General features: G+C 61.2%; 24 protein-coding genes and 1 other RNA gene. 8 read left to right on the plus strand and 17 right to left on the minus strand.

Annotated elements, in window-relative coordinates; genetic code table 11:
• Positions 1–98: 98 nt before the first annotated feature.
• The 6 genes from tnpA to ACYQ8E_RS05085 all read right to left on the minus strand — a co-directional run bounded on the left by tnpA (position 99) and on the right by ACYQ8E_RS05085 (position 6719).
• The gene (gene tnpA, locus ACYQ8E_RS05060; RefSeq protein ID WP_082820217.1) at positions 99–554 is read right to left on the minus strand and encodes an IS200/IS605 family transposase; all 456 of its coding nucleotides are present in this window, start codon (positions 552–554) and stop codon (positions 99–101) included.
• A 134-nt stretch (positions 555–688) separates the two neighbouring features.
• Positions 689–1663, minus strand: coding sequence for an ABC transporter permease (locus ACYQ8E_RS05065; RefSeq protein WP_066727481.1), 975 nt, complete (start codon positions 1661–1663; stop codon positions 689–691).
• Between the two features lie 244 nt (positions 1664–1907).
• Positions 1908–2282, minus strand: coding sequence for a four helix bundle protein (locus ACYQ8E_RS05070; protein ID WP_459860319.1), 375 nt, complete (start codon positions 2280–2282; stop codon positions 1908–1910).
• Between the two features lie 90 nt (positions 2283–2372).
• The gene (locus ACYQ8E_RS05075) at positions 2373–4007 is read right to left on the minus strand and encodes a peptide-binding protein (RefSeq protein WP_082820297.1); all 1635 of its coding nucleotides are present in this window, start codon (positions 4005–4007) and stop codon (positions 2373–2375) included.
• A 136-nt stretch (positions 4008–4143) separates the two neighbouring features.
• Positions 4144–4845, minus strand: a complete 702-nt coding sequence (locus tag ACYQ8E_RS05080; RefSeq protein WP_066727482.1) for a hypothetical protein — start codon at positions 4843–4845, stop codon at positions 4144–4146.
• 131 nt (positions 4846–4976) lie between these two features.
• Complete coding sequence (locus ACYQ8E_RS05085) at positions 4977–6719, minus strand: tetratricopeptide repeat protein (protein WP_157471868.1); 1743 nt, start codon at positions 6717–6719, stop codon at positions 4977–4979.
• Between the two features lie 186 nt (positions 6720–6905).
• On the opposite strand from ACYQ8E_RS05085, the gene ACYQ8E_RS05090 reads away from it, so the two are divergent.
• From ACYQ8E_RS05090 to ACYQ8E_RS05110, 5 genes are all read left to right on the plus strand, one after another.
• Positions 6906–8498, plus strand: a complete 1593-nt coding sequence (locus ACYQ8E_RS05090) for a bifunctional aminoglycoside phosphotransferase/ATP-binding protein (RefSeq protein ID WP_157471869.1) — start codon at positions 6906–6908, stop codon at positions 8496–8498.
• A 44-nt stretch (positions 8499–8542) separates the two neighbouring features.
• Positions 8543–8803: a hypothetical protein gene (locus ACYQ8E_RS05095; protein ID WP_066727485.1), complete on the plus strand. Its 261-nt coding sequence runs from the start codon at positions 8543–8545 to the stop codon at positions 8801–8803.
• The gene (locus tag ACYQ8E_RS05100; RefSeq protein ID WP_066727486.1) at positions 8800–12012 is read left to right on the plus strand and encodes a SpoIIE family protein phosphatase; all 3213 of its coding nucleotides are present in this window, start codon (positions 8800–8802) and stop codon (positions 12010–12012) included. The genes ACYQ8E_RS05095 and ACYQ8E_RS05100 overlap by 4 nt, the downstream gene beginning before the upstream one ends.
• Positions 12013–12144: 132 nt before the next feature.
• Positions 12145–12480, plus strand: a complete 336-nt coding sequence (locus ACYQ8E_RS05105) for an STAS domain-containing protein (RefSeq protein ID WP_066727487.1) — start codon at positions 12145–12147, stop codon at positions 12478–12480.
• A 112-nt stretch (positions 12481–12592) separates the two neighbouring features.
• Complete coding sequence (locus ACYQ8E_RS05110) at positions 12593–13015, plus strand: ATP-binding protein (RefSeq protein WP_066727488.1); 423 nt, start codon at positions 12593–12595, stop codon at positions 13013–13015.
• Positions 13016–13036: 21 nt separating this feature from the next.
• Here ACYQ8E_RS05110 and ACYQ8E_RS05115 read toward each other — a convergent pair whose 3' ends face one another.
• The 3 genes from ACYQ8E_RS05115 to ACYQ8E_RS05125 are packed head-to-tail and all read right to left on the minus strand — an operon-like array spanning position 13037 to position 15432.
• Positions 13037–13687 carry an HAD family hydrolase gene (locus tag ACYQ8E_RS05115; protein WP_066727489.1) on the minus strand — a complete coding sequence of 217 codons (651 nt, stop codon included), beginning with the start codon at positions 13685–13687 and terminating at the stop codon, positions 13037–13039.
• The gene (gene lgt, locus ACYQ8E_RS05120; protein WP_197463783.1) at positions 13684–14469 is read right to left on the minus strand and encodes a prolipoprotein diacylglyceryl transferase; all 786 of its coding nucleotides are present in this window, start codon (positions 14467–14469) and stop codon (positions 13684–13686) included. The genes ACYQ8E_RS05115 and lgt overlap by 4 nt, the downstream gene beginning before the upstream one ends.
• A gap of 27 nt (positions 14470–14496) precedes the next feature.
• Entirely contained in the window at positions 14497–15432 is a 936-nt protein-coding gene (locus ACYQ8E_RS05125) for an RluA family pseudouridine synthase (RefSeq protein WP_231875320.1), read from the minus strand.
• A gap of 148 nt (positions 15433–15580) precedes the next feature.
• On the opposite strand from ACYQ8E_RS05125, the gene ssrS reads away from it, so the two are divergent.
• Positions 15581–15761: non-coding RNA, 6S RNA (ssrS, locus tag ACYQ8E_RS05130), on the plus strand.
• Positions 15762–15928: 167 nt separating this feature from the next.
• Here ssrS and ACYQ8E_RS05135 read toward each other — a convergent pair.
• The 8 genes from ACYQ8E_RS05135 to pheA all read right to left on the minus strand — a co-directional run bounded on the left by ACYQ8E_RS05135 (position 15929) and on the right by pheA (position 24056).
• Positions 15929–16216 carry an integration host factor subunit beta gene (locus ACYQ8E_RS05135; RefSeq protein ID WP_066727491.1) on the minus strand — a complete coding sequence of 96 codons (288 nt, stop codon included), beginning with the start codon at positions 16214–16216 and terminating at the stop codon, positions 15929–15931.
• Between the two features lie 13 nt (positions 16217–16229).
• Positions 16230–17120, minus strand: a complete 891-nt coding sequence (gene sppA, locus ACYQ8E_RS05140; RefSeq protein WP_066727492.1) for a signal peptide peptidase SppA — start codon at positions 17118–17120, stop codon at positions 16230–16232.
• 65 nt (positions 17121–17185) lie between these two features.
• On the minus strand, positions 17186–18934 hold the full coding sequence (locus tag ACYQ8E_RS05145) for a 30S ribosomal protein S1 (protein WP_066727493.1): 1749 nt from the start codon (positions 18932–18934) through the stop codon (positions 17186–17188).
• Between the two features lie 137 nt (positions 18935–19071).
• Entirely contained in the window at positions 19072–19920 is an 849-nt protein-coding gene (gene ispH, locus ACYQ8E_RS05150) for a 4-hydroxy-3-methylbut-2-enyl diphosphate reductase (RefSeq protein ID WP_066727494.1), read from the minus strand.
• Positions 19921–19957: 37 nt separating this feature from the next.
• Positions 19958–20647 carry a (d)CMP kinase gene (gene cmk, locus ACYQ8E_RS05155; protein WP_459860324.1) on the minus strand — a complete coding sequence of 230 codons (690 nt, stop codon included), beginning with the start codon at positions 20645–20647 and terminating at the stop codon, positions 19958–19960.
• A gap of 28 nt (positions 20648–20675) precedes the next feature.
• Entirely contained in the window at positions 20676–21965 is a 1290-nt protein-coding gene (gene aroA / locus ACYQ8E_RS05160) for a 3-phosphoshikimate 1-carboxyvinyltransferase (RefSeq protein WP_459860325.1), read from the minus strand.
• Positions 21966–22041: 76 nt separating this feature from the next.
• The gene (locus tag ACYQ8E_RS05165) at positions 22042–22923 is read right to left on the minus strand and encodes a prephenate dehydrogenase (protein WP_459860327.1); all 882 of its coding nucleotides are present in this window, start codon (positions 22921–22923) and stop codon (positions 22042–22044) included.
• A gap of 59 nt (positions 22924–22982) precedes the next feature.
• A complete protein-coding gene (gene pheA / locus ACYQ8E_RS05170; RefSeq protein ID WP_066727498.1) occupies positions 22983–24056 on the minus strand; it encodes a prephenate dehydratase in 1074 nt (357 codons plus the stop codon).
• A gap of 163 nt (positions 24057–24219) precedes the next feature.
• Here pheA and ACYQ8E_RS05175 point away from each other — a divergent pair, with 163 nt between their 5' ends.
• Together ACYQ8E_RS05175 and ACYQ8E_RS05180 are read left to right on the plus strand one after the other, a co-directional pair.
• Positions 24220–25404, plus strand: a complete 1185-nt coding sequence (locus tag ACYQ8E_RS05175) for a pyridoxal phosphate-dependent aminotransferase (protein ID WP_459860329.1) — start codon at positions 24220–24222, stop codon at positions 25402–25404.
• Positions 25405–25569: 165 nt separating this feature from the next.
• Positions 25570–26370 carry a formate/nitrite transporter family protein gene (locus ACYQ8E_RS05180; RefSeq protein ID WP_066727500.1) on the plus strand — a complete coding sequence of 267 codons (801 nt, stop codon included), beginning with the start codon at positions 25570–25572 and terminating at the stop codon, positions 26368–26370.
• Positions 26371–26386 lie beyond the last annotated feature (16 nt).

Raw genomic sequence — 26386 nt, forward strand, 5'->3', positions numbered from 1 at the left:
CAGATTCCTTCCCATGAGACCGGATTGGGGAACGGGGGACGCGGGACTCGAATAACCCAATTCCAGTACAAAGATAAAATGAACTACCCCGCAGCAAGCTACGGGGTATCAAAAAGCGTTAACTGCTCGCGGTGCAATTGCTGATACTCTTTTTCTCGGCCTTGATTTCTAACATAGGTCGCAATGGTTTTCTCATTACCCTTTTGGCCTACAGTGTTCACAAAATAGCCCTTTGTCCAAAATTCGCCACCCCATAGTTGCTTTTTAACCGATGGGACTCGTTTGAATATTTCTCTGGCCGTAATGCTTTTGATGACTCGTGCAATCTGCGTTGGGCTGTACATTGGAACCGACTGCACCAAAAAGTGAACATGGTCTTTGTCGGTCCCAATTTCTACGAACTGAATCTCGTATCTTTTGGCGATCTCAAGGCAGACCTCTTTGAGACAGCCATCAACCTCTGGGGTGAAAACAACCCGGCGGTATTTTGCTGGGCAAACAAGATGGTATAACAGCACAGAAACATTATGACTTTTGTGTACATATTCGCTCATGTCGCCAATATTTCATATTGGCGATAGCGAAGCAAGCTTCGGGGAATTGGACCCCCCTGAGATTAACCAGCGGCATGAGATACCAGCCATCGGGGTCGTTCCCGTCCCTCGTTCCACGTCCCCCTCCTCCCTCCTTACCCATTCCGTATCCTTGGATCCGCAAGGGCATAGCCCAAATCGGCGAGCAGGTTGCCGGCCAGGGTGAGGACGGCCCCGATCACCAGCACCCCCATGATCAGGGGATAGTCGCGCATCATCACCCCGTCGTAGAAGAGCTTGCCCATGCCCGGGATGGCAAAGATGGTCTCGAAGATGACCGAGCCGCCGATCAGGCCGGGAACCGAAAGGCCGAGGATGGTGATGACCGGCAGCAGGGCGTTGCGCAGAGCGTGGCGGTAGATCACCGCCCGCTCGCCGAGCCCCTTGGCGCGGGCAGTGAGGATGTAATCCTGGCGGATCACCTCAAGCATGTTGGAGCGCATGTAGCGGGAGAAGCCGGCGAGCCCGCCGAAAGCGGAGATAAAGACCGGCAGGATCAGGTGACGACCATAGTCAGCGAGGCCGGCCCAGAAGCCGAGATATTCGTGGCCAAGGGACTTGAGGCCGGCAATCGGCAGCCAGCCGAGGCGGACGCCGAAGTAGTCCATGAGCAGCAGCGCCAACCAGAAACTGGGGGTTGCAAAACCGATAAAGACGAAGACGGTGGTGCCGCGATCGAAGAGGGAATTGCGCTTTGTTGCCGAGAGGATGCCGATGGGGATGGCGCAGGCGAGGATGGCGGCAATCGACAGGACGTTGATGAGGATCGTCACCGGCAGCCGTTCGGCGATCTTGCGGGCGACCGGGCGGTGGTCCTGGGCAAAGGAGTCGCCGAAGTCGAGGCGCACGATCCGCCCCAGCCACTTGCCGTACTGGACGATCAGCGGCTGGTCGAGATCATACTGGGCCCGCAGCCGCTCCCGCAGTTCCACCGAGACCTCGGGGTTGAGCTGGGTCTGCAGGTCGGTCGGCTCCCCCGGCGCCAGGTGGATGACGGTGAAGGAGATGATGGTGATCCCGAGCAGCAGCGGGAGCATGGTTAACAGTCGTTTGATTAAATACAAGAGCATTATTATGGTCTCGGGACGAGGGACGCGGGACGGGGAACGCGAACAATCTGAAAATCAAGCAATTCCGGATTATGCAAGACCGGACTCCTCAGCCGGCCAACTTCTTTCCTGATTAGGTCCGATTCTCAGCTTGATGCGGATCGCCCCTACAAGAGCCCAAGCCGTAGCGATGAATTGAACAATGGGGCCCCTACATATTGGATGCCCAAGGTGCTCTCGCCCCTCAGCTGAGAATTAGGGCTAATCAGGACTTCTTTTGCTTGGATCGGATCAAACCACCCAGGAGTGAAGAAATGATGGTGGTCTCTGCTATCCACTGCCGGCCAATTTCCCGCTGGATATAGTCGATTTCCATGCCGATGTAAACCTGGGTTCTTAATTCTCCACAGGAACCCTTGGCATAACGTAGAAATTTAATGCAATCGGCCGGAAGGGAACGTTCTATTCCTTCGGCAATATTGCTTGGAATGGAGAGCCCCGAGCGGGTAACCTGGTCCTTGAAACCGAAATCCCGCAAATCCCTGAGCTCCCGATAAAGGTCGGCACTTAAACGGGCCGCCCTCCGCCAAACTTCGAGATTTTCAAATCGCGCCGGAGCCCCGACATTTCCTCCTGCCATAGATTGCACAATTCATCCCCCTTGCGGATATCGTCCTTCCTCGTCCCCCGTTCCCCGTCCCTCGTCCCGGCGTTAGATTGCCGCAGCAATCTAACGCCCGTACTTCTGCTCGCTCGCGGGAACGTACCACTTGATGAAGTTGTACGAAATCCCGGCCGGGGCCGGTTCGATGCCGTGAATCCGGGCGGCAACGACAGGGAGGGCGTCGGGGACGTAGAGGAAGGTGTAGGGCTGCTCCTCGGCCAGGATCTCCTGGAAGCGGTCGTAGTAGACCTTGCGCTGCGCCTGGTCGAGGGTACGCCTTCCTTTTTCAAGCAGCTCGTCGACCTCGGCATTCTTGAAGCCGACAAAGTTGAGTTCGCCGGGCCCGGTCTTGCTTGAGTGCCAGACGTTGTAGCCGTCGGGATCGATGGGGATGGTCCAGCCGAGGATGGTGGCATCGAAGTTGCCGGGGTTGATGAACTCCTTGAGAAAAGAGGCCCACTCGATGACCCGCAGCTTGACATCGACACCAATCTCGCGGAAGCGCCGCTGGATGATCTCGCCGCTCTTGGTGCGCTGGTCGTTCCCCTGGTTGGTGACGATGGTGAAGGCAAAGGGCTGGCCATCCTTGTCAAGGATGCCGTCACCGTCACTGTCCTGCCAACCGGCTTCAGCGAGCAGCTCCTTCGCCCGGGCCGGTTCGTAGGGGTAGCGCCTGACCGCGGCGTTGTAGGGCCAGGTGCCGGGCTTGTAGGGCCCGGTCGCTTCCTGACCGAGGCCGAGGAGAACACCGTCGATGATCTCCTGCTTGTTGATGGCAAAAGCCAGCGCGTGGCGCACCCGCCGGTCCTTGAACAGCGGCCGGTTCAGGTTGTAGCCGAGGTAGGTATAGGCGAAGGAGAGGTAGCGATACTTGTTGAAGCGGCGGCTGAATTCGGCCGCGTCGGTCTGGCGGGCGTACTGCAGCGGGGTGAGCCCCATCATGTCGAGGCCGCCGGCCTTGAGCTCGAGAAACATCGTCGATTCGTCCGGGATGATCCGGTAAACCACTCGGTTCAGCCGCGGCCGGCCTTCAAAATAGTCGGGGTTGGCCTCCAGCACGATCTTCTCGCCGGGAAGCCATTCGACGAACTTGTAGGGGCCGGTACCGACGGGAGCCCGGGAGAGGGGGCTTTTGGTGACGTCCTGGCCGGCGAGCAGGTGCTTCGGCATGATCCCCACCGCCCAGCTGATCAGCGCCTTGGCGAGCGGCTTCTTGTAGCTGACGCGCAGGGTCAGCGGGTCGAGGACTTCGACCTTGTCGACCTGCTTGTAATTTTCGGCATAGGCGGTCGGCACCGCGGGGTCGATATAGGTCTGGTAGGTAAAAAGGACATCTTCGGCGCTGAAGGGGGCGCCGTCGTGCCACTTGACCCCGGGGCGGAGATGGAAGGTGATGACCAGGTTGTCGGCGGAAACCTCCCAGGATTCGGCGAGTTCCCCTTCCAGCCGCAGGTCCTTGTCGTAACGGACCAGCCCGTTGTAGATCATGCCGGCGATCTCGGAGGAGGAGGCGTCGGAAGCGAGAACCGGCAGCAGGTTGCTGGCATCACCGATGGACCCCTCGATGATGGTGTCGCCATAGGCCGGCTCCGCCGCCTTCCCTTCGGCAGGGATGACCGGCTCGCGCCGGTCGCAGCCAGCGAGAAGGAGCGTTACCAATAGAAAAATGATGAATTTTGAATTTTGAATTTTGAATTTCAATGTCCGATTCTCCAAATTGAAAGGTCCTCCATGATGTGGATGTTTCCTGAATAATGTTCAGCAACAACTGCGCCGGGAATCCCCATGGAGTTATTCCTGACCAGTAAATTCAAAATTCAAAATTCAAACCGCCTCATCACGGCAGTTCCTCCACCACCACCCCCACCGGAGGCAGGAGGTGAAACAGGGCGGCGGCCAGGTCGACATTGAGCTCGACTTCCGTGAAGTGAATGGTGGCCGTTACGGCGTAGCCGGGCAGCAGCAATTCGGCGTGGCGGGGAAAGGGCGGCGGGCCGGAACCGAAATCACTGTAGCCGACTTCAAGCAGGAGTTCCTTGCCGTCGTAGTAGGCGGCACCGGTCAGCTGAAGATCCGCGGCGAAACTAAAGACCTGCCGCCGCGTCCCCGGCCCGTCCAGGAAGAGCCGGTAGCTGCGGTCAGCATCCCCGCTGTCGCCGCGCATCTCTTCCCAGGGGAGGAGCGGCGGACGATAGAGGAGCAGACCGACGAGGTCGCCAAGACGGAGCGGCAGACGGGTAAAACGCCGCAGGTTCTCGGCGCTGGCAGGTCCCTGCAGAAAGCGCCCTTCACCGGGGAGCAGGGCAGCGAGGGTTTGGCCGTCACTTGCGAGTACCAGCAGCGGCGAACCGAAGGGGCTGAGGGTTTCGGTGCGCAGCCGGTCGGGGTAACCGGCGAGGATAACCTGCCGGACAGTGAAATTTTTTTCGCCGTTGGCGAGCTGGACCTTGGCCAGCCCGCGCAGGGAGGTGACATCAGCACCACAGCTCTCCACCTGCTGCAGCAGCACGCCAGCGGCAATCGGCGGGAGGGCCGGCAACGGTATCGGCGCCTGGGGCGGTGCACAGCCAGGCATCATGAAAAGCAGAAGCGCGACAAGAGCCGCGAAGCAGCCTCGGTTCCATCGGGGCCAGTAAATGCCGGCCCGGCAGCGGTCGGTCGGCACAGGTCTCACTCTTTCAATTGTTGCAGAGATTTCTCAAGTTTCTGCTTTATCGCCCTGTTTTCCGGGTCTTTTTCGAGAATCCTGCGATAGTAGAGGGCCGCCAGGTCGTAAAGCCCGGCGGCCTGACAGACATCGGCGAGGTGTTCCAAGACAACTTCGTCGCCCGGCAAGCCATCGGCGGCCTTCTGCAGGTGCCGCAGGGCGGCATCGTATTCGCCGCGCTGGTAGAGCACCCAGCCGAGGGTATCATGAATGTGGGGCAGGTCGGACAGCGCCAGCGCCCTCCGCGCATAGGCCAGGGCCTGCTCCAGGTTTTCGTCCCTTTCGGCCCAGCGGTAGGCGAGGTAGTTAAGGGCCTCGGCATGTTTCGGGTCAAGGTGAAGAATCTGCTTCATGACCTCGGCGGCCTGGTCATGCTGACCCTTCTTCTCGAACAGAATGCCACGCTGGTAAAGGAGCTGCAGGTTGTCCGGAAAAACCGCAAGCCCGCGGTCTACGATTTCCAGGGCGGCCGGCTCCTGGCCGGTGGCGCCATAAAGGGACGAAAGGAAAACAAAGATATCGGGGCGGTCGGCGGGGGACTTCAGCCGGGTTTCGAGCAGGTCGATCGCTTCGCCGCTGCGATCGAGAGAATCAAGCAGATAGGCGCGGTGCATCAGGGCGTCGTCAGCAAAGGTAGAGTCGTCGGCAATGGCGGCAAAGGTGTCGAGGGCTGCCGGCAGATCCCCCTGGCGCTCGAGGGCGACGCCAAGATAGTAGCGCACCTGATCAAAGTCGGGCTGTTCTTCGACCAGTCCTCGGAAGAGGGCCACCGCGGCGGGCCAGCGCTCCTGCTCGATGGCGATCAGGCCGAGCTTGCGCCGGGCCTCAAGGTCCTCGGGGTCGAACTGCAGCAGGGCCTCCAGTTCGTCCCGGGCGGCGCCGAGCTTGCCGACGCTGATCAGGACCGCGACGAGGTGATGGCGCAGACGGCTGTCGGCCGGGTCTTCGGCGAGCAGCTGCCGATAAATCTCCAGGGCCTGGTCGAGGCTCCCGGGCGCGGACTCATAAAAACGGGCGAGATCGAGCTTTGCTTCGCGCAGATCCGGCCGTTCCTTGAGCAATTGCAGATAGGTCGACTCGGCGCGCCCGCGCAGACCGGTCTCCTGGTAGAGGCGGGCCAGAGCGAGGTAGCTCGTCTCCACCTCGGGGTGGGCGATGATAAAGGCCTTGAGGGAATCGATGGCGGCCCCGGCCTCGCCATTCTTGGACAGTGCCACAGCGAGCTGCAACTGGAGGTTTTCATCGTCCGGGGCAAGGGCGACAGCGGCCCGGAATTCAGCGACGGCAGCCGCATATTCCTTGCGGTTGAAATGGAGCCGGGCGAGCATGACATGGGCGTCCAGGGAGGCGGGATCGGTGGCGAGGGCATCTTCTACAGCCCGCAGAGCCGGCTCCTCCTCACCCTGGCGCAGATAGACCTCGGCCACGGCAAGACTCAGGAAGCTGGAACCGGGGTCGAGTTTCCGTGCCTTTTCAAGCGCCGCCAGTGAGCCGTCCAGGTCCCCGTCGGTCGCCAGCAGATTGGCGAGGCTGAAATAGTAAAAGGCGGTTCCGGCAGGGCGATCGGCCAGGCTGGAGGGAATTTCCACCACGGCTGAAGGTGCGGCCTGGTCGATAGGTCCCGGCTTGAAACCGGACCACCCGCACCCCCCGAGCAGGAGGACGAGGACGAGACCGAAGTGCCGGAAAGAGCGGAGTGGATTCACGGCGGGCAAGAACTCCAGGTGGCGGGGGAAAATCGTTCCGGGTCAAACATTTGCCGGCTGCTGCCAACTGCCGCATGAAATTATCACACCCCCCCGGCAGCGTCAATCGCCTTGCCGCCGTTCCGGCCACTTTACAGGAGCGATGGACGTGATAATGTTTCATGTAAAAACGCTGGGTTAGAGTTTATGGCCAGGTCTGGCGAGGAAGGGAAACCGATGGAGGAAGCGGAACTGCATCAGCAGCTGCTGAGCCGGGAAGCCTGGCCGGGGAGCCGGGGCCGGGTCGTGTGCCGGGAGACCCATGCCTCCCGCGTCTATCTCGTCGGCGACCACGTCTACAAGGTCAAGAAACCGGTCAATTTTGGCTTCCTCGACTTTTCCACCCTGGAGAAAAGAATTCACTTCTGCACCGAAGAGGTCCGCCTCAACGACCGCTTCGCTCCTGGCACCTACCTTGGCGTAGGCGAGTTGCGCCTCGCCGCGGGCCGGGTGCAGCTTGGCGGGGCCGGGGAACGCGTCGAAGTGGCAGTGATCATGCGCCGTTTGCCCCGGGCCCGCATGCTGGAACACCTGATCGCGCGCAATGCGAGCGAACTGCCGGCGGCCATCGAATTGGTGGGGAAGCGTATCGCCCATCTGCATGAAACCTCTCCCGTCGCGCGCGGGCCGGCAACGGCCGACCGCAACCAGGTCAGGGCCAACTGGGAAGAAAATTTTCGTCAGAGCGAGCCCTTCATTCCCGCCCTCCTCTCAGAGCGCGCGGCAACCTTGGCACGCCGCTATGTCGCGGACTTTTTCCGCGAGAACGGCGCTCTCCTCGTCAATCGGGCCAAAGCGGGCTTCGTTCGTGACGGCCACGGCGATCTGCACAGCGCCCACATCTGCCTGACCCGACCGATCCGGATCTTCGATTGCATCGAATTCAACCCCCGCTTTCGCATTGCCGACACGAGCGCGGATCTCTCCTTCCTGCTCATGGACCTCGAATTTCTCGGCCGTCATGACCTGGCCGCAGCCCTCCTCGCCGGATACCGCAAGGGGGGTGGTCCCGACCCCGGCCCGCGGCCGCTGGTGACCTTTTACAAGGTCTATCGTGCCTGGGTGAGGGGCAAGGTCGACGGCCTGCTGGCGACGGCGCCCGCGGCCGAGGGCCGGGCCCGGGAAGGGGGCGCAACCCTGGCCCGCCGCTATTTCAACCTCGCCCTCGGCTACCTCGCTCCCCGCCGCCTGTTGTTGACCTGCGGCCTGATGGGAAGCGGGAAATCGACCCTGGCCGGGACCCTCGCCCGCAGTCTCGGGGCGAAGGTCTTTCGCTCCGATCTGGTGCGCAAGGAGCTCGCCGGCACCATTGGTGAGGAGACGGCCGCCCTCCCCTTCGGCGCCGGGATATACGGGCGGGAAATGACCCGCGCCACCTACCAACGCCTCTTCGACCTGGCAACGGAATCGGCCCAAGAAGGAACTGTGATCATCGATGCCGCCTTTACCGACGGGGAAGCACGGCGGGATTTTCTCGCCCGGGCCGCCGCCCGGGGGCTCGCCCCCCTCCTGCTCTACTGCCACTGCCCGGAGCCGGAAGCCCGGCGGCGTCTGGTTGCACGCCAGCAGCAGGGGGAAGACCCTTCGGACGGGCGCCCTGAGCTCTATAGCCGTCAGGCCGCCGGGTTTGCCGCACCGACGGCGGCGGAGCCGTGCATTACGGTCGACACCACCCGGGATGTCGACTATAATGTGCAACTCGTCATCTGCCAGCTCCTCGATGGCACCGACCCCAGGTAGCAACGGCAGCTAACACCTGGCCTCAATCCTTTCGGGACGCTGAAATGGGCGATCACTCCGACAACCAACCGCGCCTGCGGGAAGCATGGGTCCTCTTCTTCATTCTCGGGGTCGTCATGCTCAACTACCCCTTCCTGCAAATCTTCAACAAGACGACCACCTTCTTTGGCATTCCCCTGCTGATACTCTACTTTCTCCTCGGCTGGCCCGCGTCGATCCTGGTCATCTATCTCTTTTCCCGTTCCCTCCCCCGGCGCCCCAGGAACCAGCCGGCGGATAAGCAGGACCCGGGAGGGAGCGAATGATCCCGGTCTGGCTGCTTGCCATTACCTCGCTCCTCTATTTCGGTCTCCTCTTCGGGGTCGCCTACTATGCCGACCAGCGCCGGGCTGCCGGCCGCAGCCTGATCTCCAATGCCCACACCTACAGCCTCTCACTGGCCGTTTATGCAACTTCCTGGACCTTCTACGGCAGTGTCGGCCGCGCCGCGACCAGCGGCCTCGACTTCCTCCCGGTCTATCTCGGTCCGACCCTGATTGCCTTCTCCTGGTGGTTTTTGCTGCGCAAGATGGTTCGGGTCAGCAAGGAACAGAACCTCGTCAGCATCGCCGACTTCATCTCCAGCCGTTACGGGAAATCGGCCACCCTGGGCGCCGTGGTGACAGTCTTCGCCGTCCTTGGCATCATGCCCTACATCGCCCTGCAGCTGAAGGCGGTGGCCCATACCTTCGACCTTTTGTCCAATCCTCTCGCCGGTCCCGGGAAGTCACTGCACCAGCTGCCGAACCTCGGTTTCCGCTTCGATACGGCCCTGGTCGTTGCCCTGATCCTGGCCCTTTTCGGCGTCCTCTTCGGCGCCCGCAATCTCGACGCTTCCGAGCGGCACGAGGGGCTGGTCGCGGCAATTGCCCTCGAATCGCTGGTCAAGATCGTCGCCTTCGTCGGCGTCGGCATTTTTGTTACCTTCGTCATGTTTGACGGTTTCGGTGACATTTTCACCGACTTTATGAGCCGTTTTCCGGACCGCCAGGACCTGCTCCTGATCAACAGCGGCGACAACAGCTACGCTCACTGGGTTTCCCTGACCTTCATCTCGATGATGGCGGTGATGTTCCTCCCCCGCCAGTTTCACATCATGGTCATTGAAAACTCCGATGAGGAGCATATCAAGAGTGCCATGTGGCGTTTTCCGGCCTACATGTTCCTGATGAACCTCTTCGTCATTCCCATCGCCCTCGCCGGCCTGCTGATGTACAACGGCGACACCCAGGGCGCCGACTACTTCGTTCTGACCCTGCCGCTCCAGTTCGGCCAGCCCTGGCTTGCCCTCCTCGTCTTCATCGGCGGCTTTTCCGCCTCGGCCGGGATGGTCATGGTCTCTTCGGTCGCTCTGGCGACCATGGTCCTCAACCACCTGGTCATGCCGCTGATCATCCGCATGAAGATCGAGGCCGCGGACATCTCCGGCCTGCTGATCATTATCAAGCGCCTCGCCATTATCGCCGTGATCTTTCTCGGCTACCTCTACTACTGGCTGCTCGGCGAATCCTACGCCCTGGTCAACATCGGCCTGATCTCCTTCATGGCCGCAACCCAGTTTGCACCGGGCCTGATCGGCGGCCTCTACTGGCGCCATGCCACCCGTGGCGGCGCCCTGACCGGGCTGATTCTCGGTTTCATCCTCTGGTTCTATACCCTGCTCGTTCCCTCCTTCGTCCGTTCCGGCTGGCTCGACCATTCGATTCTCGACCAGGGGCTGTTCGGGATTTCCTTTCTGCGCCCGCTCGAACTCTTCGGACTGACCGGTTTCGACATCTGGACCCACGCCCTCTTCTGGACCCTCCTCTTCAATGTCGGCGCCTTTCTCGCCATCTCCCTCCTCTCCGCAACCTCCCGTGCCGAGGCGGAGCAGGCGATCAAGTTCGTCGACGTTTTCGTCCCCCAGCGGGCACCGCTGCAGCGGGAGAGGATCAGCAAAGCCCCCTCGGTGATGGAATTCGTCGAACTGATGACCAAGTTCATCGGGGAAAAGCAGGCCCACACCGCCATCAGCCAGTACCTGGGAAATCGGGAGATCGACGAGCGGGGGAGCCTTTCCGAATACGAGCTGCCGAACCTCAAGCGTTTTACCGAACGGACCCTGGCCGGTTCCGTCGGCGCCGCCCCCGCCCGCATCATTATCGAAAACTACCTGGCGACCCGCGGCAGCCGCATGGAGGATGTTTTCGATATTTTCGGCTCGGTCACCTTAAGCCGCACTTCGAGCCGTGAGCAGCTCGGGGTCCTTTACGAATCGGCCCGCCTGGTCGCGAGCGGCGCCAATCTCCAGTCAATCCTCGACGACATCCTCCAGTTGCTGCAGCAGCAGTTCAAGTTTGACCTCGGCGTGATCCGCATTCTCGACGACGACCGCAACACCCTGGTGGTACAAAGCCAGGTCGGCATGAGCAGCGAGCATCTCGGCGAATCGGAACGGGACCTCAACATGGAGACCTATATCGGCGCCACCTACCTCACCAATTCGACGACGGTGGTCAATGATACCGACTTTATGGACAAGGCCTTTTCCGCGGTGATCATCCACCGCGAGGGGATCAAGTCCTTCGCCCACACCCCCATCGTCATCGAGGGACAGCCGATCGGCGTCCTGTCGGCCTTCTCCCGCACCTCCAAGGGGATGCTGACGGAAGAATTCATCGCCCTGTTCGAGAACCTCGCCGGGCTGATCGGCGTTGCCTGGCGCAACGCCCGGCAGACCGCCGGCCTGATTGCCGCCCGGGAACAGGAACGGGAACTGCAGATCGCCAAGAATATCCAGGTCAGCCTCCTCCCCGACCATACGCCCGATTTCCCCGGTATCAAGCTGGCCGGAATCTGTGTGCCCGCCAGCCAGGTCGGCGGCGACTACTACGACTTCCTCCCCCGTACTGACGGCCGAATCGACCTGGTTATCGCCGACGTCTCCGGCCACAACGTTGGCGCCGCCCTGATCATGGCCGAAACGCGCACCTTCATTCATGCCCGCACCACCGATTTTGGCGAGGTCCACCGGGTCATGGAAGAACTCAACGAGTTCTTTTACGCCGATCTCACCCGGGCGGAACTCTTCATCACCATGTTCTACTGCTCCTTCCACCCGGAGACCCACCGCCTGACCTACGCCAGCGCCGGTCACAACCGGCCGCTCCTCTGGCGCAGCAGCCGCGGCGCCTGCGATCGGCTCGATGCCGAGGGGATGATCTTCGGCATCAAGCGCCAGATTGTTTTCGAAGAAGAAGCCACCGACCTCGCGCCAGGAGATATACTCTTTCTGTACACCGACGGCGTGACCGAGGCGATGCATCCAGATTCGGGAGAACTTTTCGGCGAAGAACGCCTCTGTGAACTCCTGGCGGGTCTCAAGGACCTCCCCCCGGAGGGAATCATCGAGGAGGTTCTGCGCCAGGTCCGAACCTTCACCGGCCTGCACAGTTTCCAGGATGACGTTTCCCTGATCGTGATGAAGGTGGAGTAAGGGACGGGGGACGGGGAATATCTTTTGACCATTCCCGTTCCGCATCCCGCGTCCCTCTCCCTCCCCTTTCTCCTGTTGCCGGGCGCATCGTTGTGTTATCTTTTACAAAACCATCCAGAGGGAGGAGTCGGGATGAATCTCAATATTGAGGAACAGGGGCAGGTGGTACGGATCGATATCAGGGAGGAACGCCTCGACGCTCACAATAGCGGCGAATTGAAGGCGGAGATGCTCAAGCTCTTTGACGAGGGGAAAAGCAGTATCGTCATCGACCTCAAGGATGTGCGCTTCGTCGATTCATCGGGCCTGGGCTCTCTCGTCTCCGGCTTCAAGAATGCAAGCGCGCGCAACGGTAATCTCAAACTGTGTGGCCTGCAACCGCAGGTCAAATCGATGTTCGAATTGACCAGGCTGCATCGGGTCTTCGAAATTTTCCCGGCGGCCGATGAGGCGCTGGCCAGTTTCTGACCAATCCTTCTGTCAGGCCGGGGGCAGAAGACAAGGATAGTCTGGCAACGAACGGTTCCCATGAAAAAGTTCGGCTGGTTGTTGCAGGGGAAAAGGCAGAGGGTCGAAAACGATGGCGGAAAACATCGAGGTCGATATCAAGGTGCCGAACCAGACCCGTTACCTGGGCCTGATCGGCAAGATTGGCGAGGATATCGCCCGAACCCTGAAACGTTATCGGGGGGACCGGGAAGAGTTGGCTTACCAGATGAATCTGGTGCTGACGGAAGCCATGACCAACGCCATCCGCCATGCCAACGAGGATGACCCGGCACGGGAAGTCCATATCACCATCAGCATTCTCAACCGCACCCTCTCGATCAAAGTCTATGACCAGGGGCAGGGATTCGACGTGACAACCCTGCCCAGCCCTGACTTCAAGGGGCTTAACGAACATGGCCGGGGGGTCTACATTATCCGCTCAATCATGGATACGGTCTCCTACCGCCGGCATAATGGTGGCCATGTCCTGGAAATGACCAAACTCCTCCAGTAACCTCCCCTGCCCCGGCCGACCTCAAGCGCCAGGCAATACCCCCTCCGACTGCAGCAGCTCCACCAGCTCCCGATGGGCATTGATACGCACCCCTTCCCCTTCATTTTCCCCATCCGGTTTGTAGCCGACAAAACGGATTCCCGCCGCCGCTGCCGCCTGGCGGTCGAGTTCGGAGTCACCGACAAAGAGAAGCTCCTCCGTTGCCAGCCCGAGACGCCGGGCGGCGAGGTGCAGCATATCGGGCGCCGGTTTTGGCCGCGGCACATCCCGGCTGGTGATCACCACCTGGAAGAACTGGCCCAGGGAAAAATGGGAAAGGATCTCGCTCATGCTGTTGCCGCGGTTGGTCGCCACAGCGAGAGGCAAAAAGGTGGAAAGCGTAGCAAGAGCCTCGACCAGGCCCGGTTCGGGGGACATGTGGGGAATGAATTGCCGGTAGTCGAGTCCCTGCGCCACTACCATTGCCGATGTGACCCGGTCCGCTCCGAGCAGGGCGCTGAAGACCTCGGGACTGGCGGCGGTATGGCAGATCCGGGCGAGTTCCCGGTCCGCGGCCGAGACCGGCGCTGCGTCAAAACTTTTCAGCACGCTGTTGTAATAAGCGAGGTTGGCAGCGCGACTTTCGAAAAGAACCCCGTCGCAGTCGTAGATAATCCCCCGTACCGGTTTCATCCGGCGCCTCCCCGTTGTTTCCCGAGCCAGAGAAGTCCGACCAGGCCGCCAATTATCATTGGCAGTGAGAGAAGTTGCCCCATGGTCGCCCCCCCCCACAAGAACCCGAGCTGGGCGTCAGGCTGCCGAAAAAACTCGACCAGGAAACGGAAGGCCCCGTAGCCAAGGAAAAAGCTGGCCATGGGAATTCCGGGGCGAACCTGGCGACGGTGCAGATACCAGAGAATAAGCCAGAGCAGGGGGCCTTCCAGGACCGCCTCGTAGAGCTGGCTGGGGTGACGCGGCAGGGGGCCGGCGCCGGGAAAGACCATCGTCCAGGGGAGATCGCTCACCCGCCCCCAGAGTTCACCATTGATGAAATTGCCGATCCGTCCGAGACCGAGCCCGATCGGGGTCGCGGCGGCAACGATATCGCCCACCAGCAACGGTGGCAATTTCCGGCGCATACAGAAAATGGCGAGAGCGGTCACCACGCCGATCATCCCGCCGTGGAAACTCATCCCTCCTTCCCAGATGCGGAAGATCTGCAGGGGGTGGCGAAAATAGAACTCGGCGTTATAGAAGAGGGTATAGCCAAGACGCCCGCCGAGAATGACCCCGCAGACCCCCCAGAAGAGCAGGTCCGACAGCTGGTCGTCCCCCAGCTGCAGGTTGCGGCGCCGGGCCAGGTAGCGGATATTGAAGTAACTGCCGACAAAACCGAGCAGATACATCATGCCGTACCAGCGTACGGCGAGGGGGCCGAGGCGGAAGATAATCGGGTCGATCTGTGGATAAGGGATCATGGTCAATCTTTCCTCGTCAGAGCGTCAGGAGAGTGCCAGGTTTTCGATCGCTTCGCCGCTGCGAAGGTGCTCGAGAACGGCCGCCATATCCGCCGGCAGCGGCGCCTCAAGAGCCAGCAGCTTTCCGGTTAGCGGATGCGGCAGGGTGAGACGGAACGCGTGGAGCATCTGGCGCCGGGGCTCCCCGCTCGCCTTACCGTAAAGGCGGTCGCCGAGGAGGGGATGGCCGGCTTCGGCGAAGTGAACCCGGATCTGGTGGGTGCGCCCGGTAAGGATTTCGACCTCGACCAGGGTCGCGCTGGGAAAACGTTCCAGGACCCGGAACCGGGTTACGGCTTCTTTGCCCCCCCGGGGGACGGAACTGACCCGGTTGCCGTGGCGGCTGCGGGCAAGATAGCTGCAGAATTCCCCGCTGTCGGCGGCGACAACGCCCTGAACCAGGGCCAGGTAGATTTTTTCAACCCGGTGCGCGGTGAAGCAGGCGGTCAGTTCCTTGTGGGCACGGGGATGAATGGAGAAGATCATGACGCCGGAGGTCTCACGGTCGAGACGTTGCACCATGCCGAGGGAGGGACGGTCAAGGGGACGAAAAGGGTTGTGCAGAAAATCGAGGAGCGCCGCGTACAGGGTCCCGCGGTAACGGGCCGGCGTCGGCTGGGTTTCGATTCCGGCGGGCTTGGCCACTGCAAGGAGCCATTGATCCCGGAACAGGAGATGACGCTCTCCGAGGATGAAGGGCTCCAGGGGAGCCTCATCCCGGAATAGTTCGATTTTTTGACCGGCCTGCAAAAGCTGCCCGCACTTGCGCACCCGCCGCCCTTCGAGGTGTACCCCCCCCAGTTCCACCAGTTTGCGCGCCAGGGTGCGGGAGAGCTCCCCGTGCCGCAGGGCGAGAAGTTGGTCGAGGCGCAGCCCGGAGTCTTCGGCCGCTACGGTATGCCGCCAGATTTCAGCGCCCACCGCGCCCCCGGTTTAGGTCAATGCCAGAGTGGCGGGAGGAACTGCAGCCAACCCATTTTTTCGACAAAATGCGAGATAAGCATTTTCTCATTTTTTGCATTGACAGCCCATTTTCACCTGTTAGCATGAAACTACAAACGGCTCTTTGAATTCTCTGGGATGCATGACATGCGGCTCAGGCTGTAACCAACACACAGTTTGCGCGCCCCTGGTCAAAGTCGTGGTGAGCCAGCCTGCCACCGAGCAGGACGCCTGAAGCGATTTTCAAGGATAGCGCTAATTTCCCCAAGGTTCCACTCTGAAGCAGCGGCCGGCATCCCGGAGAGACAGACAGGCAATTGGCAGACGCAATTGGAATCACGATGCCGGCTGAGAAGACCTTTGCGGCACCGAACCATCCTCCCGCGTTGCCAGTTGCCTTACCAAAACCAAGGGCCCCGTTGAAACAACGGGGCCCTTGGTCGTTCCAACCGGCAACAGGTCGACCTGGAAACACTCAGGCTTCGCCGACGTTGACCCGGGCGCGCAACTCCTTCCCGGTCTTGAAAAAGGGCGTCTTTTTGGAAGGGATCCTCACCACCTCGCCGCTCTTCGGGTTCCGCGCTTCACGGGCATCCCGTTCGCGTATGGTAAAAGAACCGAAGCCGCGAATTTCGACGCGATCCCCCCCTACCAGCGCGTTGCCGATGCTGTCGAAAATGGTATTGACGACCATCTCCGCTTCTTTCCGGTTCAAGGCCGCAGCATTGACGGAAAGTTGTTCGATCAATTCACTTTTGGTCATTACCTGACACCTCCTAATTCGAGTGGGTCCAGAGATATTGCAAACCGGGCGACATCGCCCCGGTGAGTCCTTTTGCAAAGCGGGTGGTCGTCTCCTCCACCAGGTAATCGAGAAACGCCGGTTTCTTTTGCGGGGGATAGAGCAGGCGCGGTTCGCCCTCCAGGCCGGCGAGTTGACCAGCGACAGCAACGGCATCCTGAAAGTTTCCCAGTTCGTCCACCAACCCCTGGGCAAGAGCCTGGCGGCCACTGAAAATCCTGCCGTCGGCGAGGGCCTTCACCTGGTCGAGGGGGAGCTTGCGGGAATGGGCGATCTGGTTGACAAACTGATCGTAGACATCGTCAATCATCCCCTGCAGAATCGCCCGGTCGGCCGGCGTCATGGTGCGCGTCGGGGAACCGATATCCTTGTGCGCCCCGCTCTTGACCACTTCACTGCGCAACCCGACTTTTCCCAACAGTTCTTCGATGTTGGCAAACTCCATGATGACGCCGATACTGCCGGTAATGGTCCCGGGATTGGCGAGGATCCGCGTCGCCGGCGCCGCAATATAGTAACCACCCGAAGCGGCCACCGACCCCATCGATACCACGACCGGTTTGACGGCGGCCAGTTTGCCGACCTCTTCGCATATTTCCTGGGAAGGACCGACGCCACCGCCGGGCGAATCGACCCGCAGAACGACCGCCTTCACCGACTCGTTATTGCGGAAATCGACAATCTGCCGGGTCAGTTCCCGGGAATCGGCAATTACCCCGAGCACCTCGATAACCCCGACCTTATCGCCAAGGGCGAGACCGGACGCTGGCCCACGCAGCCCGGAGACCGCGACAATCAGGAACAGAAAAAAAAGAAAGATGGCACCAAGAGTCAACAGGGCCATCAAAAATGGACGCTTTTTCATGAGAGAACCCCGAAGTCTGAGAGCCCCCGCAGCGTTGCTACGGGGGCTCTCGACACGGTCAGTTATTACTCTTCGCCCTTCTCGCTGTTACTCTTGCCAATGGCACCCTGGAGAAGGTCACCGAGGTTCGAGGTGGCGTTGCGCTGGGCGCCAAGGAAGGCGTCGACTTCCGCCTTTTCCTTCTGGTCGGCGAGATGCTTGATCGAAAGCGCGATCTTGCGCTCAACGGTATCGACATGCAGGACGACCGCTTCCAGCTCGTCACCGATATTGGCAAACGACTTGGGAGTGTCGATCTTCTCCTTGCTGATTTCGGAGACGTGGATCAAACCTTCAATCCCCTCCTCAACCTCCAGGAAGATCCCGAAGTCGGTGACCGAGGTCACCTTGCCGCGAATAATCGTCCCGGGCGCATAACGCTTGGGGATTTCCGACCACGGATCGGGAGTCAGCTGCTTGACGCCAAGGGAGAAGCGCTCGTTTTCACGGTCGATATTGAGAACAACGGCCTTGACCAGGTCCCCCTTCTTGTAAAGCTCGGAGGGATGCTTGATGCGCTTGGTCCAGGAGAGGTCGGAGATATGCACCAACCCGTCGATCCCCTCGTCGACACCAACAAAGATGCCGAAATCGGTGATGTTCTTCACCTGTCCCTCGATGATCGTCCCCATCGGGAATTTCTCGCCGATGACGTCCCAGGGATTCGGTTCGACCTGCTTAAGGCCCAGGGAGATGCGGCGGTTGGCAATATCGAGGGCCAGGACGACCGACTCGACTTCGTCACCGACATTGAGGATCTTGTTGGGATGCTTGATCCGCTTGGTCCAGCTCATTTCCGAAACGTGGATCAGCCCTTCGATCCCTTCCTCGAGTTCGACGAAAGCACCGTAATCGGTCAGGCTGACGACCTTGCCGGTCACCTTGTTGCCCACCGGGTATTTGGTGTCAACATCGAGCCAGGGGTCAGGCGTGATCTGCTTGAGCCCGAGGGAGACGCGTTCCTTCTCCCGATCGAATTTGAGGACCTTGATGTTAACCTTGTCGCCGACGGCGAGGATATCCGAAGGGTGATTGACCCGCCCCCAGGACATGTCGGTGATATGCAGCAGGCCGTCAATGCCGCCAAGATCGATAAAGGCGCCGTAATCGGTAAGATTCTTGACCACGCCTTCGACAACCTGACCCTCTTCGAGGGTGCGCAGGGTTACGCTGCGCTGGCTCTCACGCTGCTCCTCAAGCAGAACCCGGCGGGAAAGGACGATATTGCCGCGTCGCTTGTTGAGCTTGATGATTTTGAACTGGAAGGTCTCGCCGATCAGCTTGTCGAGATTGCGAACCGGGCGCAGATCGACCTGGGAACCAGGCAGAAACGCGCTGACGCCGATATCGACCGAGAGGCCCCCCTTGATGCGGGAGATGATCCGGCCATCGACGACCGCATCCTCTTCGAGAGCGTTCCAAACCTTCTGCCGGTCTGCCTTCTCCTTGGAGAGACTGATCAGCCCGTTTTCATTTTCGGTGCGCTCGATCAGAACATCGAATTCGTCACCGACCTCGACCTTCATCTGGCCGTTTTCATCGACGAATTCGCTGAGCGGAATCACGCCCTCGGATTTGCCACCGACATCGACAACGACGGTATCCGATGTGACCTGAACGGCTGTGCCGGTAACGACGTTGCCCGGCTTGAGCTCCTTGAGGCTGTTCTCGAACATGTCCTCGAAGCTCTGTTCCATTTCTTCGCCGAACTCTTTGTCGTCGTCCATCAGTTCGGCCTCGTCATGCTGGTTGAAAGTACTGTTATTGTCCGCCATTAAACCTGTTACCCCCTAACGATTTTGCTGTCGTTTCCGACAGCTGGCCGTGCGGCCATGAAAAGGGACCTTAACACAAGGTCCCTGAAAAAACAAATTATTATTTCGGACCGGCACCGGGTCCTGCGCGCCGGCAATCAAGCCCGTCCGGCGGCGATGGTTTCGACCCGGGAGACCACCTCGTCAATGATCCAGCGCGGGGTCGAAGCCCCGGCGGTGATGCCGACCGTCCCGACCCCGGAAAACCAGGCGGCGTCGATTTCTTCGGCAGTTTCCACATGATAGGTGCGCGGTTGCAGCTCCTGGCAGAGCTGGGCCAGGCGGTTGGTATTGGCACTGTTGAAGCCACCGATGACGAGCATCAGGTCGGCTTTTTCCGCAATCTGTCGGGCCTCGTTCTGGCGTACCGCGGTCGCATCGCAGATCGTGTTGAAAATCCGCAGCTCCTTGCTGCGCTGCAGGCAGACCGCGACCACCTCCTGGAAATTTTCGAGGGACTGGGTGGTCTGGGCGACAATTCCGATCCGGGCGACGCGCGGCAGGGTCTCGGCCTCAAAACGATCGGCCACGACCCGCACCTCGCCATGACGGGCGTAGGAAACAATACCCTGGACTTCGGGATGATCCTTTTCTCCGACCAGGACGACCAGGTACCCTTCCCTGCTGAGCAGCGCCGCATAATCCTGGGCCTTCTTGACGAAGGGACAGGTGGCATCGACGACGACCAGTTCCCGCTCGACGATACTCTCCAGTTCCTCGGCGGTCACCCCGTGGGAGCGGATAATGACGGCGGTATCCTCCAGTTCCTCGACCCGCCCGACCACCCTGACCCCCTTCTCCTCCAGCTTGCGCACCATTTGCGGAGAATGGATGATCGGGCCGAGGGAGCAGATGCGTTCCACCTGGTCGGCGGCATCAAAGGCCATCTGCGTTGCACGCTTGACACCAAAGCAGAAACCGGCGCTCTTGGCGAGGATGATCTTCATAACCAGGCTTCCCTTCCACCGGAAGTGCGGGTCCGCCTCAGGACCTGGCGCACGCTGTCCGTTCCTCAATGATCTGCAGCATCTCCGCCAGCACCGCGTCGATCCCCTTGCCGGTGGAATCGATGACGACGGCATCGGCAGCCTGCAGCAGCGGCGCATGTTCGCGATCGCTGTCGGCCTCGTCCCGGGCCCGGACCTCGGCAATAGTCTGTGCCAGGTCAACTTCCACCCCCCGGGCGCGCAGCTCGTCGAAACGGCGGCGGCCGCGCTCTTCGGCGCTGGCCATCAGGAAGAATTTGACGTCGGCGCGGGGGAAGACCACGGTACCGATATCCCGCCCTTCGAGGACGACGCCGCCGGCTCTGCCGAGGGCCTGCTGCAGTCCGACCAGCGCCTGGCGAACCGCGGGGGAAGCGGCCACCCGGGAGGTCAGCAGGCTGATCTCCGGAGTGCGGATGGCCAGGGAGACATCCTCCCCATCGAGGAGGACCCGCTCCCCCGCTGCGGAACGGCAAAAATCGATGCGCAGCTCGCCACAGAGCTGACCGAGGCGGGCATGATCTTCCGGGTCGATGCCGCGCCGTGCCGCCGCCAGAGCAACACAACGATACATGGCGCCGGTATCGATATTGACCAGCCCCAGCTCGCGCGCCAGGAGTTTGCTCAAGGTGCTCTTCCCGGCCCCGGACGGGCCGTCAATGGCAATGATTGGCTGCTTATCTGTCATTGGCTTCCAGCTGTCCCCTCGTAAATAATCAGTTACCCGCCGTCCCCAGCAAATCCCAGAAGGTCGGGAAGGAGGTGGCGGTACAGGCAGTATCCTCGATCGTCACTTCTCCCTGCGCAACCAGCCCGGCGATCGCCATGCTCATGGCGATGCGGTGATCCCCCTGGGAAGAGACGCGGGCTCCGGTCAGCAGGCTGCCGCCGGTAATCTCCATTCCGTCCTCCCGGGGAACGATCTGCGCCCCGAGCTTGCCGAGTTCGGTGGTCATGGCCGCGATGCGGTCGGTCTCCTTGACCCGCAGTTCGCGAGCGTCGCGAATTGTCGTGACCCCGCGGGCACAGGCGGCCGCCACACTGACGACCGGGAATTCGTCGATGGCCCGCGGCACCACCTCGCCGCCGATCTCGATCCCCTGCAGCTCGCTGCTGCGCACCAGCAGGTCGGCCACCGGCTCGCCGGAGAGCTCCCGCGGCTCGAGCAGCTCGATGGAGCCCCCCATGGCCTGCAGGATGTCGATAATGCCGCTGCGGGTCGGATTGACGCCGACGTTGCGGATCAGCAGCTCTGAACCCGGGGTGATCAGGGCCGCGACGAGGAAAAAGGCCGCGGAAGAGATATCCCCGGGGACCAGAACTTCGCGCCCCTCCAGAGGCTGCCCCGGGACCAGGGTGACCCCGCCGGGGAAGGGACGCACGTCGACGCCAAAGTAGCGCAGCATTCGTTCGCTGTGATCCCGGCTCAGGTGGGGTTCGCGCACCGTCGTCTCGCTTTCGGCGTAGAGGCCGGCGAGGAGCAGCGCTGACTTGACCTGGGCACTGGCAATCGGTGAATCGTAGCTGGTCCCCCGCAGGGAGCCGCCCTGGATCGCCAGCGGCGCCAGGTCGCCGCCGCCGCGCCCCCAGATCCGGGCTCCCATGCTGGCCAGGGGATTGAGCACCCGCTTCATCGGCCGCTTGCGCAGGTAGCGATCGCCGGTGAGAACCGAAAAGAAGTTCTGGCCGGCGAGAAGGCCGGTCATCAGGCGAATCGTGGTCCCGGAATTGCCGCAATCGAGGACATCGGCCGGCTCCTTGAGGCCGTGCAGGCCGAGACCGGCAATGCGGAGTTCGCCCGCCTCCCCTTCCGTCACCTCGACACCCATGGCACGAAAGGCGTTGAGGGTCGAATGATTATCCTCGCCATGGAGAAAGCCCCTGACGACGGTCGTTCCCCGGGCGAGGGAGCCGAGCATGATCGAGCGATGGGAAATCGACTTGTCGCCGGGAACGGTGATTTCACCGCGCAGGCCGGTGACCGATTTGACAGTGCGGGTTTCCATGCAAACCTCAAAGAATGAGTCAGTTCTGAGTTCTGAGTTCTGGGTTAGGGCTTCTACCCAAAACTCAAAACCGATTTTACAGTATGGCGTCGCGGCTCTGCTTGGAACGGAGGAAAAACTCGTAGAGGCGCTCGGCGTCACTGCGGCGGATATCCTCCTTGAGTTCGGCGAGGTGGGTCTCGAACTGTTCTATCATCTCCAGCAGCGCTTCACGGTTGGTCACCGCGATATCGCGCCACATGGTCGGATCGGAGGAAGCGATACGGGTAAAGTCCCGAAAACCACCGGCCGAATATTCGAGGATATTCTCCTGGTAACGGTCGTAGGCGCCGACCGCGTTGACCAGGGCATAGGCGACCATGTGTGGCAGATGACTGATCGCCGCCAGCACCCGGTCGTGCTTCTCCACCCCCATCACCACCACTTCGCTGCCGGCAACCTCCCAGACCCGGCGCACCAGGTCGAGGGCGTCCGGGTCGGTGGCCGCCGTCGGCGTGAGAATGCAGCGCCGCCCCTGGTAGAGAGTCGGGAAGGCGGCTTCGGCGCCGCTCTTTTCGGTGCCGGCGATCGGATGGCCGGGGACAAAGTGGATCCCGACCGGAACCAGGGGCGCGATCGCTTCGATCACCGCCCCCTTGACGCTGCCGCCATCGGTGAGAATCGCACCCGGCTTCATCGCCGGCAGCACCCGGGCCGCCACCGCAGCCAGACTCAGCACCGGGGTCGCGAGGAAGACCAGGTCGGCGTCGGCAACGCCCGCCACCGTATCACTTTCGATCCGATCGATTACGCCGAGCCGCAGGGCTGTCTCGAGATTCGCCAGGCCGCGACCGATACCGACCACTTCACCGACCGCACCGGCCTGCTTCAGAGCCAGGGCGAGGGAACCGCCGATCAGACCGACCCCGATAACCGCGAGCCGGGGGATGAACAACTTATCCTGAGACGAACCAGCCATGGATGCTTCCTGTAGAAATGGATGGAGATCTTGAAGATGCCGCGACAGGATTTCCGCCCTTATCGCGCCTTCGGGTAGGAGCCAAGCACCCGGAACAGGGTGCAGTACCCCTTGAGTTCTTCGAGGGCATCATGCACCGACGGCTCCTCGGCATGCCCCTCCAGGTCGAGAAAGAAGATATATTCCCAGGCCTTCTTCTTGAAGGGACGACTCTCGATTTTCGACAGGTTGAGCTGGCGCTTGCTGAAGGGTTCGAGCATCCGGTAGAGGATCCCCGGTTCGTCGCGGACGCTGAACATGATCGAGGTCTTGTCGCGCCCGGACGGGGCCGGCGTCTGCATGCCGATCACCAGAAAGCGGGTGAAATTGTTGGGATTGTCCTCGATCTTCTTTTTCACCACCTGGAGATCATAGAGGTTGGCGGCCATTTCGCTGGCAATCGCCGCGGCGCTGTCGTCCTCGGCCACCATCTGCGCCGCCAGGGCGGTGCTGGCGACATCGACCAGCGGGATGTCGGGAAGGTTCTCCTGCAACCACTTGCGGCACTGGGCCAGCGCCTGGGGGTGCGAAACGACCTTGCGCACCCGGCTGAGATCACCGGAGCGCGACAATAGATCATGGGAGATTTCCAGGAGAATCTCGGCATGGATCTTCAGCTCGGACTCCATGAACATGTCGAGGGTGTGCGAGACGACCCCCTCGTTCGAATTCTCCACCGGCACCACGCCATAGTCGGCGCGCCCGCGCAGCACCTCGTCAAAGACGGTGGCGATCCCCTTTTGCGGCACCAGCTGCGCCGAGAGTCCGAACTGCTGCATGGCGGCGACATGGGTATAGGTGGCCAGCGGCCCGAGAAAGGCGACCTTCATCGGCTGTTCGAGGGAGAGGGAAGCAGAGATCACCTCCCGGAAGACGCGGCGGATGGCATCGGTCGGAAAGGGACCGGGGTTATGCTCGGCGAGGCGCCGGTAGATCGCCTGCTCCCGGCTGGGAACATAAAACTGCTGGCTGCTTCCGGCCTTCGCCTTGCCGACCTCGAGCACCACCCGGGCCCGCTCGTTGAGCAGGTCGAGTATTTTGTCGTCGATGCTGTCGATCTTCTTTCGCAACCCGTCCAGCTTTCCTGCCGCCATTGCTCACCTCGTCACAGTCATAAGGGATGGGAAATGTAGCCCATCCGCCACGAAATTGCAATTCCCGTCGGCGCCGGCCGCCCGGCCGCAGTTTCCCTTGACCACCTCGCCGGGCGCGGCTAAACTGCTCGCCACTGACCCGAATCTGCCGCCGGAGGCCTGTATGTCCATCTCATTGAAGGTTCGCGCCTGTATCGAACGCTCGTCCTGGATCCGGAAGATGTTCGAGGAGGGGGCGCAGCTGCGCGCCATCCATGGCGACGAAAATGTCTTTGACTTTACCCTCGGCAACCCTTCGGTGGAGCCGCCGGAGGCACTGCGCCTTGAGCTGGCGCGCCTCGCCGCCGCGCCCCTCCCCGGCATGCATCGCTACATGAACAACGCCGGCTACGAGGAGACCCGGGCCGCAGTTGCCGCGGTCGTCTCCGAGAAGTCCCCGCAACCGCTCGGCGCCGAGCATGTGATCATGACCTGCGGCGCCGGCGGCGCCCTTAACGTCGCGCTGAAGACGGTTCTCAACCCCGGCGAGGAGGTGATTATTCTCACCCCCTACTTCGTCGAATACAAGTTTTACGTCGACAATCACGGCGGCGTTACCCGGGAGGTCTGGACCGACCCGGAGACCTTCCAGCTTGACATTCCGGCGATTGAAAAGGCGATTACCCCGAACACCCGGGCGCTGCTGCTCAATTCGCCCAACAACCCGACCGGCGTCGTCTATCCGGCGGCCAGTCTTAAGGCGCTGGGGGAAATGCTGGCGCGCAAGGAGCAGGAGCTGGAGCGGACCATCTTCGTCATCTCCGACGAACCCTACGCCCGCCTCAGCTACGATGTCGAGGTTCCGGGAATTTTCCGTTACGTGCGCAACGCGGTGATTGCGACCTCCCACTCCAAGGACCTCGCCCTCCCGGGTGAGCGGATCGGGTACCTGGCGGTCAACCCGGCGCTGGAAGACGTCAAGCTCTTTCTGGAGGGGGCGATCTTCTGCAACCGGGTGCTCGGCTTCGTCAATGCGCCGGCGCTGATGCAGCGACTGGTCGCCGGCTTGCAGCGGATAAGCGTCGACGTCGAGGAGTACCGCGCCAAGCGCGACCTCCTCTACGACAACCTGACCGCCCTGGGCTTTTCGATGGTCAAACCGCAAGGCGGGTTTTATCTCTTCCCCAAATCCCCCCTCGCCGACGACCTCGCTTTCGTCCGGCTCGCCCAGAAGCACAACATCCTGCTCGTCCCCGGCACCGGCTTCGGCGCCCCGGGCTTCTTCCGCATCGCCTATTGCATCGATACGGCAATCATTCAGCGCAGCCTGCCGGCCTGGGAGAAAGTGGCGAAAGAGGCGGGGCTTTAGGGGGAATTTTGAATTTTGAATTTTGAATTTTGAATTTTGAATTTTGAATTTTGAGTTCTGAGCTCTGAGTTCTGAGGGCAGCGAGACGACGAATCACGAATCACGAATCACGAATCACGAATCACGAATCACGAATCACGAATCACGAGTCACGGTATCTAATTAATGGAAAAACGATTTCTCTCCCCCGCTGAAACCGTCGAGGCGATTGTCGCTGCCGGCCGCCGGGTGACCACCCAGCCGCTGTCGCGGACCATGGTGCTGAGCCTGCTGGCCGGCTTCTATATCGCCTTCGGCGCCGAACTGGCGACGGTCGTCACCGAGGACGCGGCGATCCACCTCGGCCAGGGGGTCGCCCGTTTCCTGGGGGGGAGCGTCTTCTCGCTCGGCCTGATGCTGGTGGTCATCTGCGGCGCCGAACTCTTTACCGGCAACAGCCTGCTGACCAAGGCGGCGCTGGTGCGGGAAATTTCCTGGGGGAAGCTGCTGGAAAACTGGCTGGTGGTGATCGTCGGCAACTTTCTCGGCTCGCTCTTCTTCGCCTGGCTGATGTTCCGCTCCAACCTCTGGCAGAGCGGCCAGGTCGCCGAGCACGCCGTCAGGATCGCCGCCGCCAAGACCGCCCTCCCCTTCGACGTCGCCCTGGTGCGGGGGATTCTCTGTAACTGGCTGGTCTGCCTGGCGGTTTTCATGGCAACCGCGGCCCGCGACATCCCAGGGAAGATTCTCGCCTGCTACGGTCCGATCATGGCTTTCGTGGCGAGCGGTTTTGAACACTCGGTCGCCAACATGTACTTTATTCCGACCGGGCTTTTTCTCGCCGAGCGCCTCGGCACCCCCGCCGCCGGCCTGACCTGGACCAACTTCTTTGTCGCCAACCTGGTTCCAGTCACCCTCGGCAACATCATTGGCGGTGTCGTCTTCGTCGCCTTCGCCTACTGGTTCGTCCATCTGAAAAAGGCCTGAGCACTTCCTCTGCTAC

It is taken from the genome of Desulfuromonas carbonis (assembly GCF_054658035.1).

Bases quoted from the DNA above. Each gene is read 5' to 3' on its own strand.
- tnpA (WP_082820217.1), bottom strand. From the start codon at position 554: ATGAGCGAATATGTACACAAAAGTCATAATGTTTCTGTGCTGTTATAC.
- ACYQ8E_RS05065 (WP_066727481.1), bottom strand. From the start codon at position 1,663: ATGCTCTTGTATTTAATCAAACGACTGTTAACCATGCTCCCGCTGCTG.
- ACYQ8E_RS05070 (WP_459860319.1), bottom strand. From the start codon at position 2,282: ATGGCAGGAGGAAATGTCGGGGCTCCGGCGCGATTTGAAAATCTCGAA.
- ACYQ8E_RS05090 (WP_157471869.1), top strand. From the start codon at position 6,906: ATGGCCAGGTCTGGCGAGGAAGGGAAACCGATGGAGGAAGCGGAACTG.
- ACYQ8E_RS05095 (WP_066727485.1), top strand. From the start codon at position 8,543: ATGGGCGATCACTCCGACAACCAACCGCGCCTGCGGGAAGCATGGGTC.
- ACYQ8E_RS05100 (WP_066727486.1), top strand. From the start codon at position 8,800: ATGATCCCGGTCTGGCTGCTTGCCATTACCTCGCTCCTCTATTTCGGT.
- ACYQ8E_RS05105 (WP_066727487.1), top strand. From the start codon at position 12,145: ATGAATCTCAATATTGAGGAACAGGGGCAGGTGGTACGGATCGATATC.
- ACYQ8E_RS05110 (WP_066727488.1), top strand. From the start codon at position 12,593: ATGGCGGAAAACATCGAGGTCGATATCAAGGTGCCGAACCAGACCCGT.
- ACYQ8E_RS05115 (WP_066727489.1), bottom strand. From the start codon at position 13,687: ATGAAACCGGTACGGGGGATTATCTACGACTGCGACGGGGTTCTTTTC.
- ACYQ8E_RS05135 (WP_066727491.1), bottom strand. From the start codon at position 16,216: ATGACCAAAAGTGAATTGATCGAACAACTTTCCGTCAATGCTGCGGCC.
- sppA (WP_066727492.1), bottom strand. From the start codon at position 17,120: ATGAAAAAGCGTCCATTTTTGATGGCCCTGTTGACTCTTGGTGCCATC.
- ACYQ8E_RS05145 (WP_066727493.1), bottom strand. From the start codon at position 18,934: ATGGCGGACAATAACAGTACTTTCAACCAGCATGACGAGGCCGAACTG.
- ispH (WP_066727494.1), bottom strand. From the start codon at position 19,920: ATGAAGATCATCCTCGCCAAGAGCGCCGGTTTCTGCTTTGGTGTCAAG.
- cmk (WP_459860324.1), bottom strand. From the start codon at position 20,647: ATGACAGATAAGCAGCCAATCATTGCCATTGACGGCCCGTCCGGGGCC.
- aroA (WP_459860325.1), bottom strand. From the start codon at position 21,965: ATGGAAACCCGCACTGTCAAATCGGTCACCGGCCTGCGCGGTGAAATC.
- ACYQ8E_RS05165 (WP_459860327.1), bottom strand. From the start codon at position 22,923: ATGGCTGGTTCGTCTCAGGATAAGTTGTTCATCCCCCGGCTCGCGGTT.
- pheA (WP_066727498.1), bottom strand. From the start codon at position 24,056: ATGGCGGCAGGAAAGCTGGACGGGTTGCGAAAGAAGATCGACAGCATC.
- ACYQ8E_RS05175 (WP_459860329.1), top strand. From the start codon at position 24,220: ATGTCCATCTCATTGAAGGTTCGCGCCTGTATCGAACGCTCGTCCTGG.
- ACYQ8E_RS05180 (WP_066727500.1), top strand. From the start codon at position 25,570: ATGGAAAAACGATTTCTCTCCCCCGCTGAAACCGTCGAGGCGATTGTC.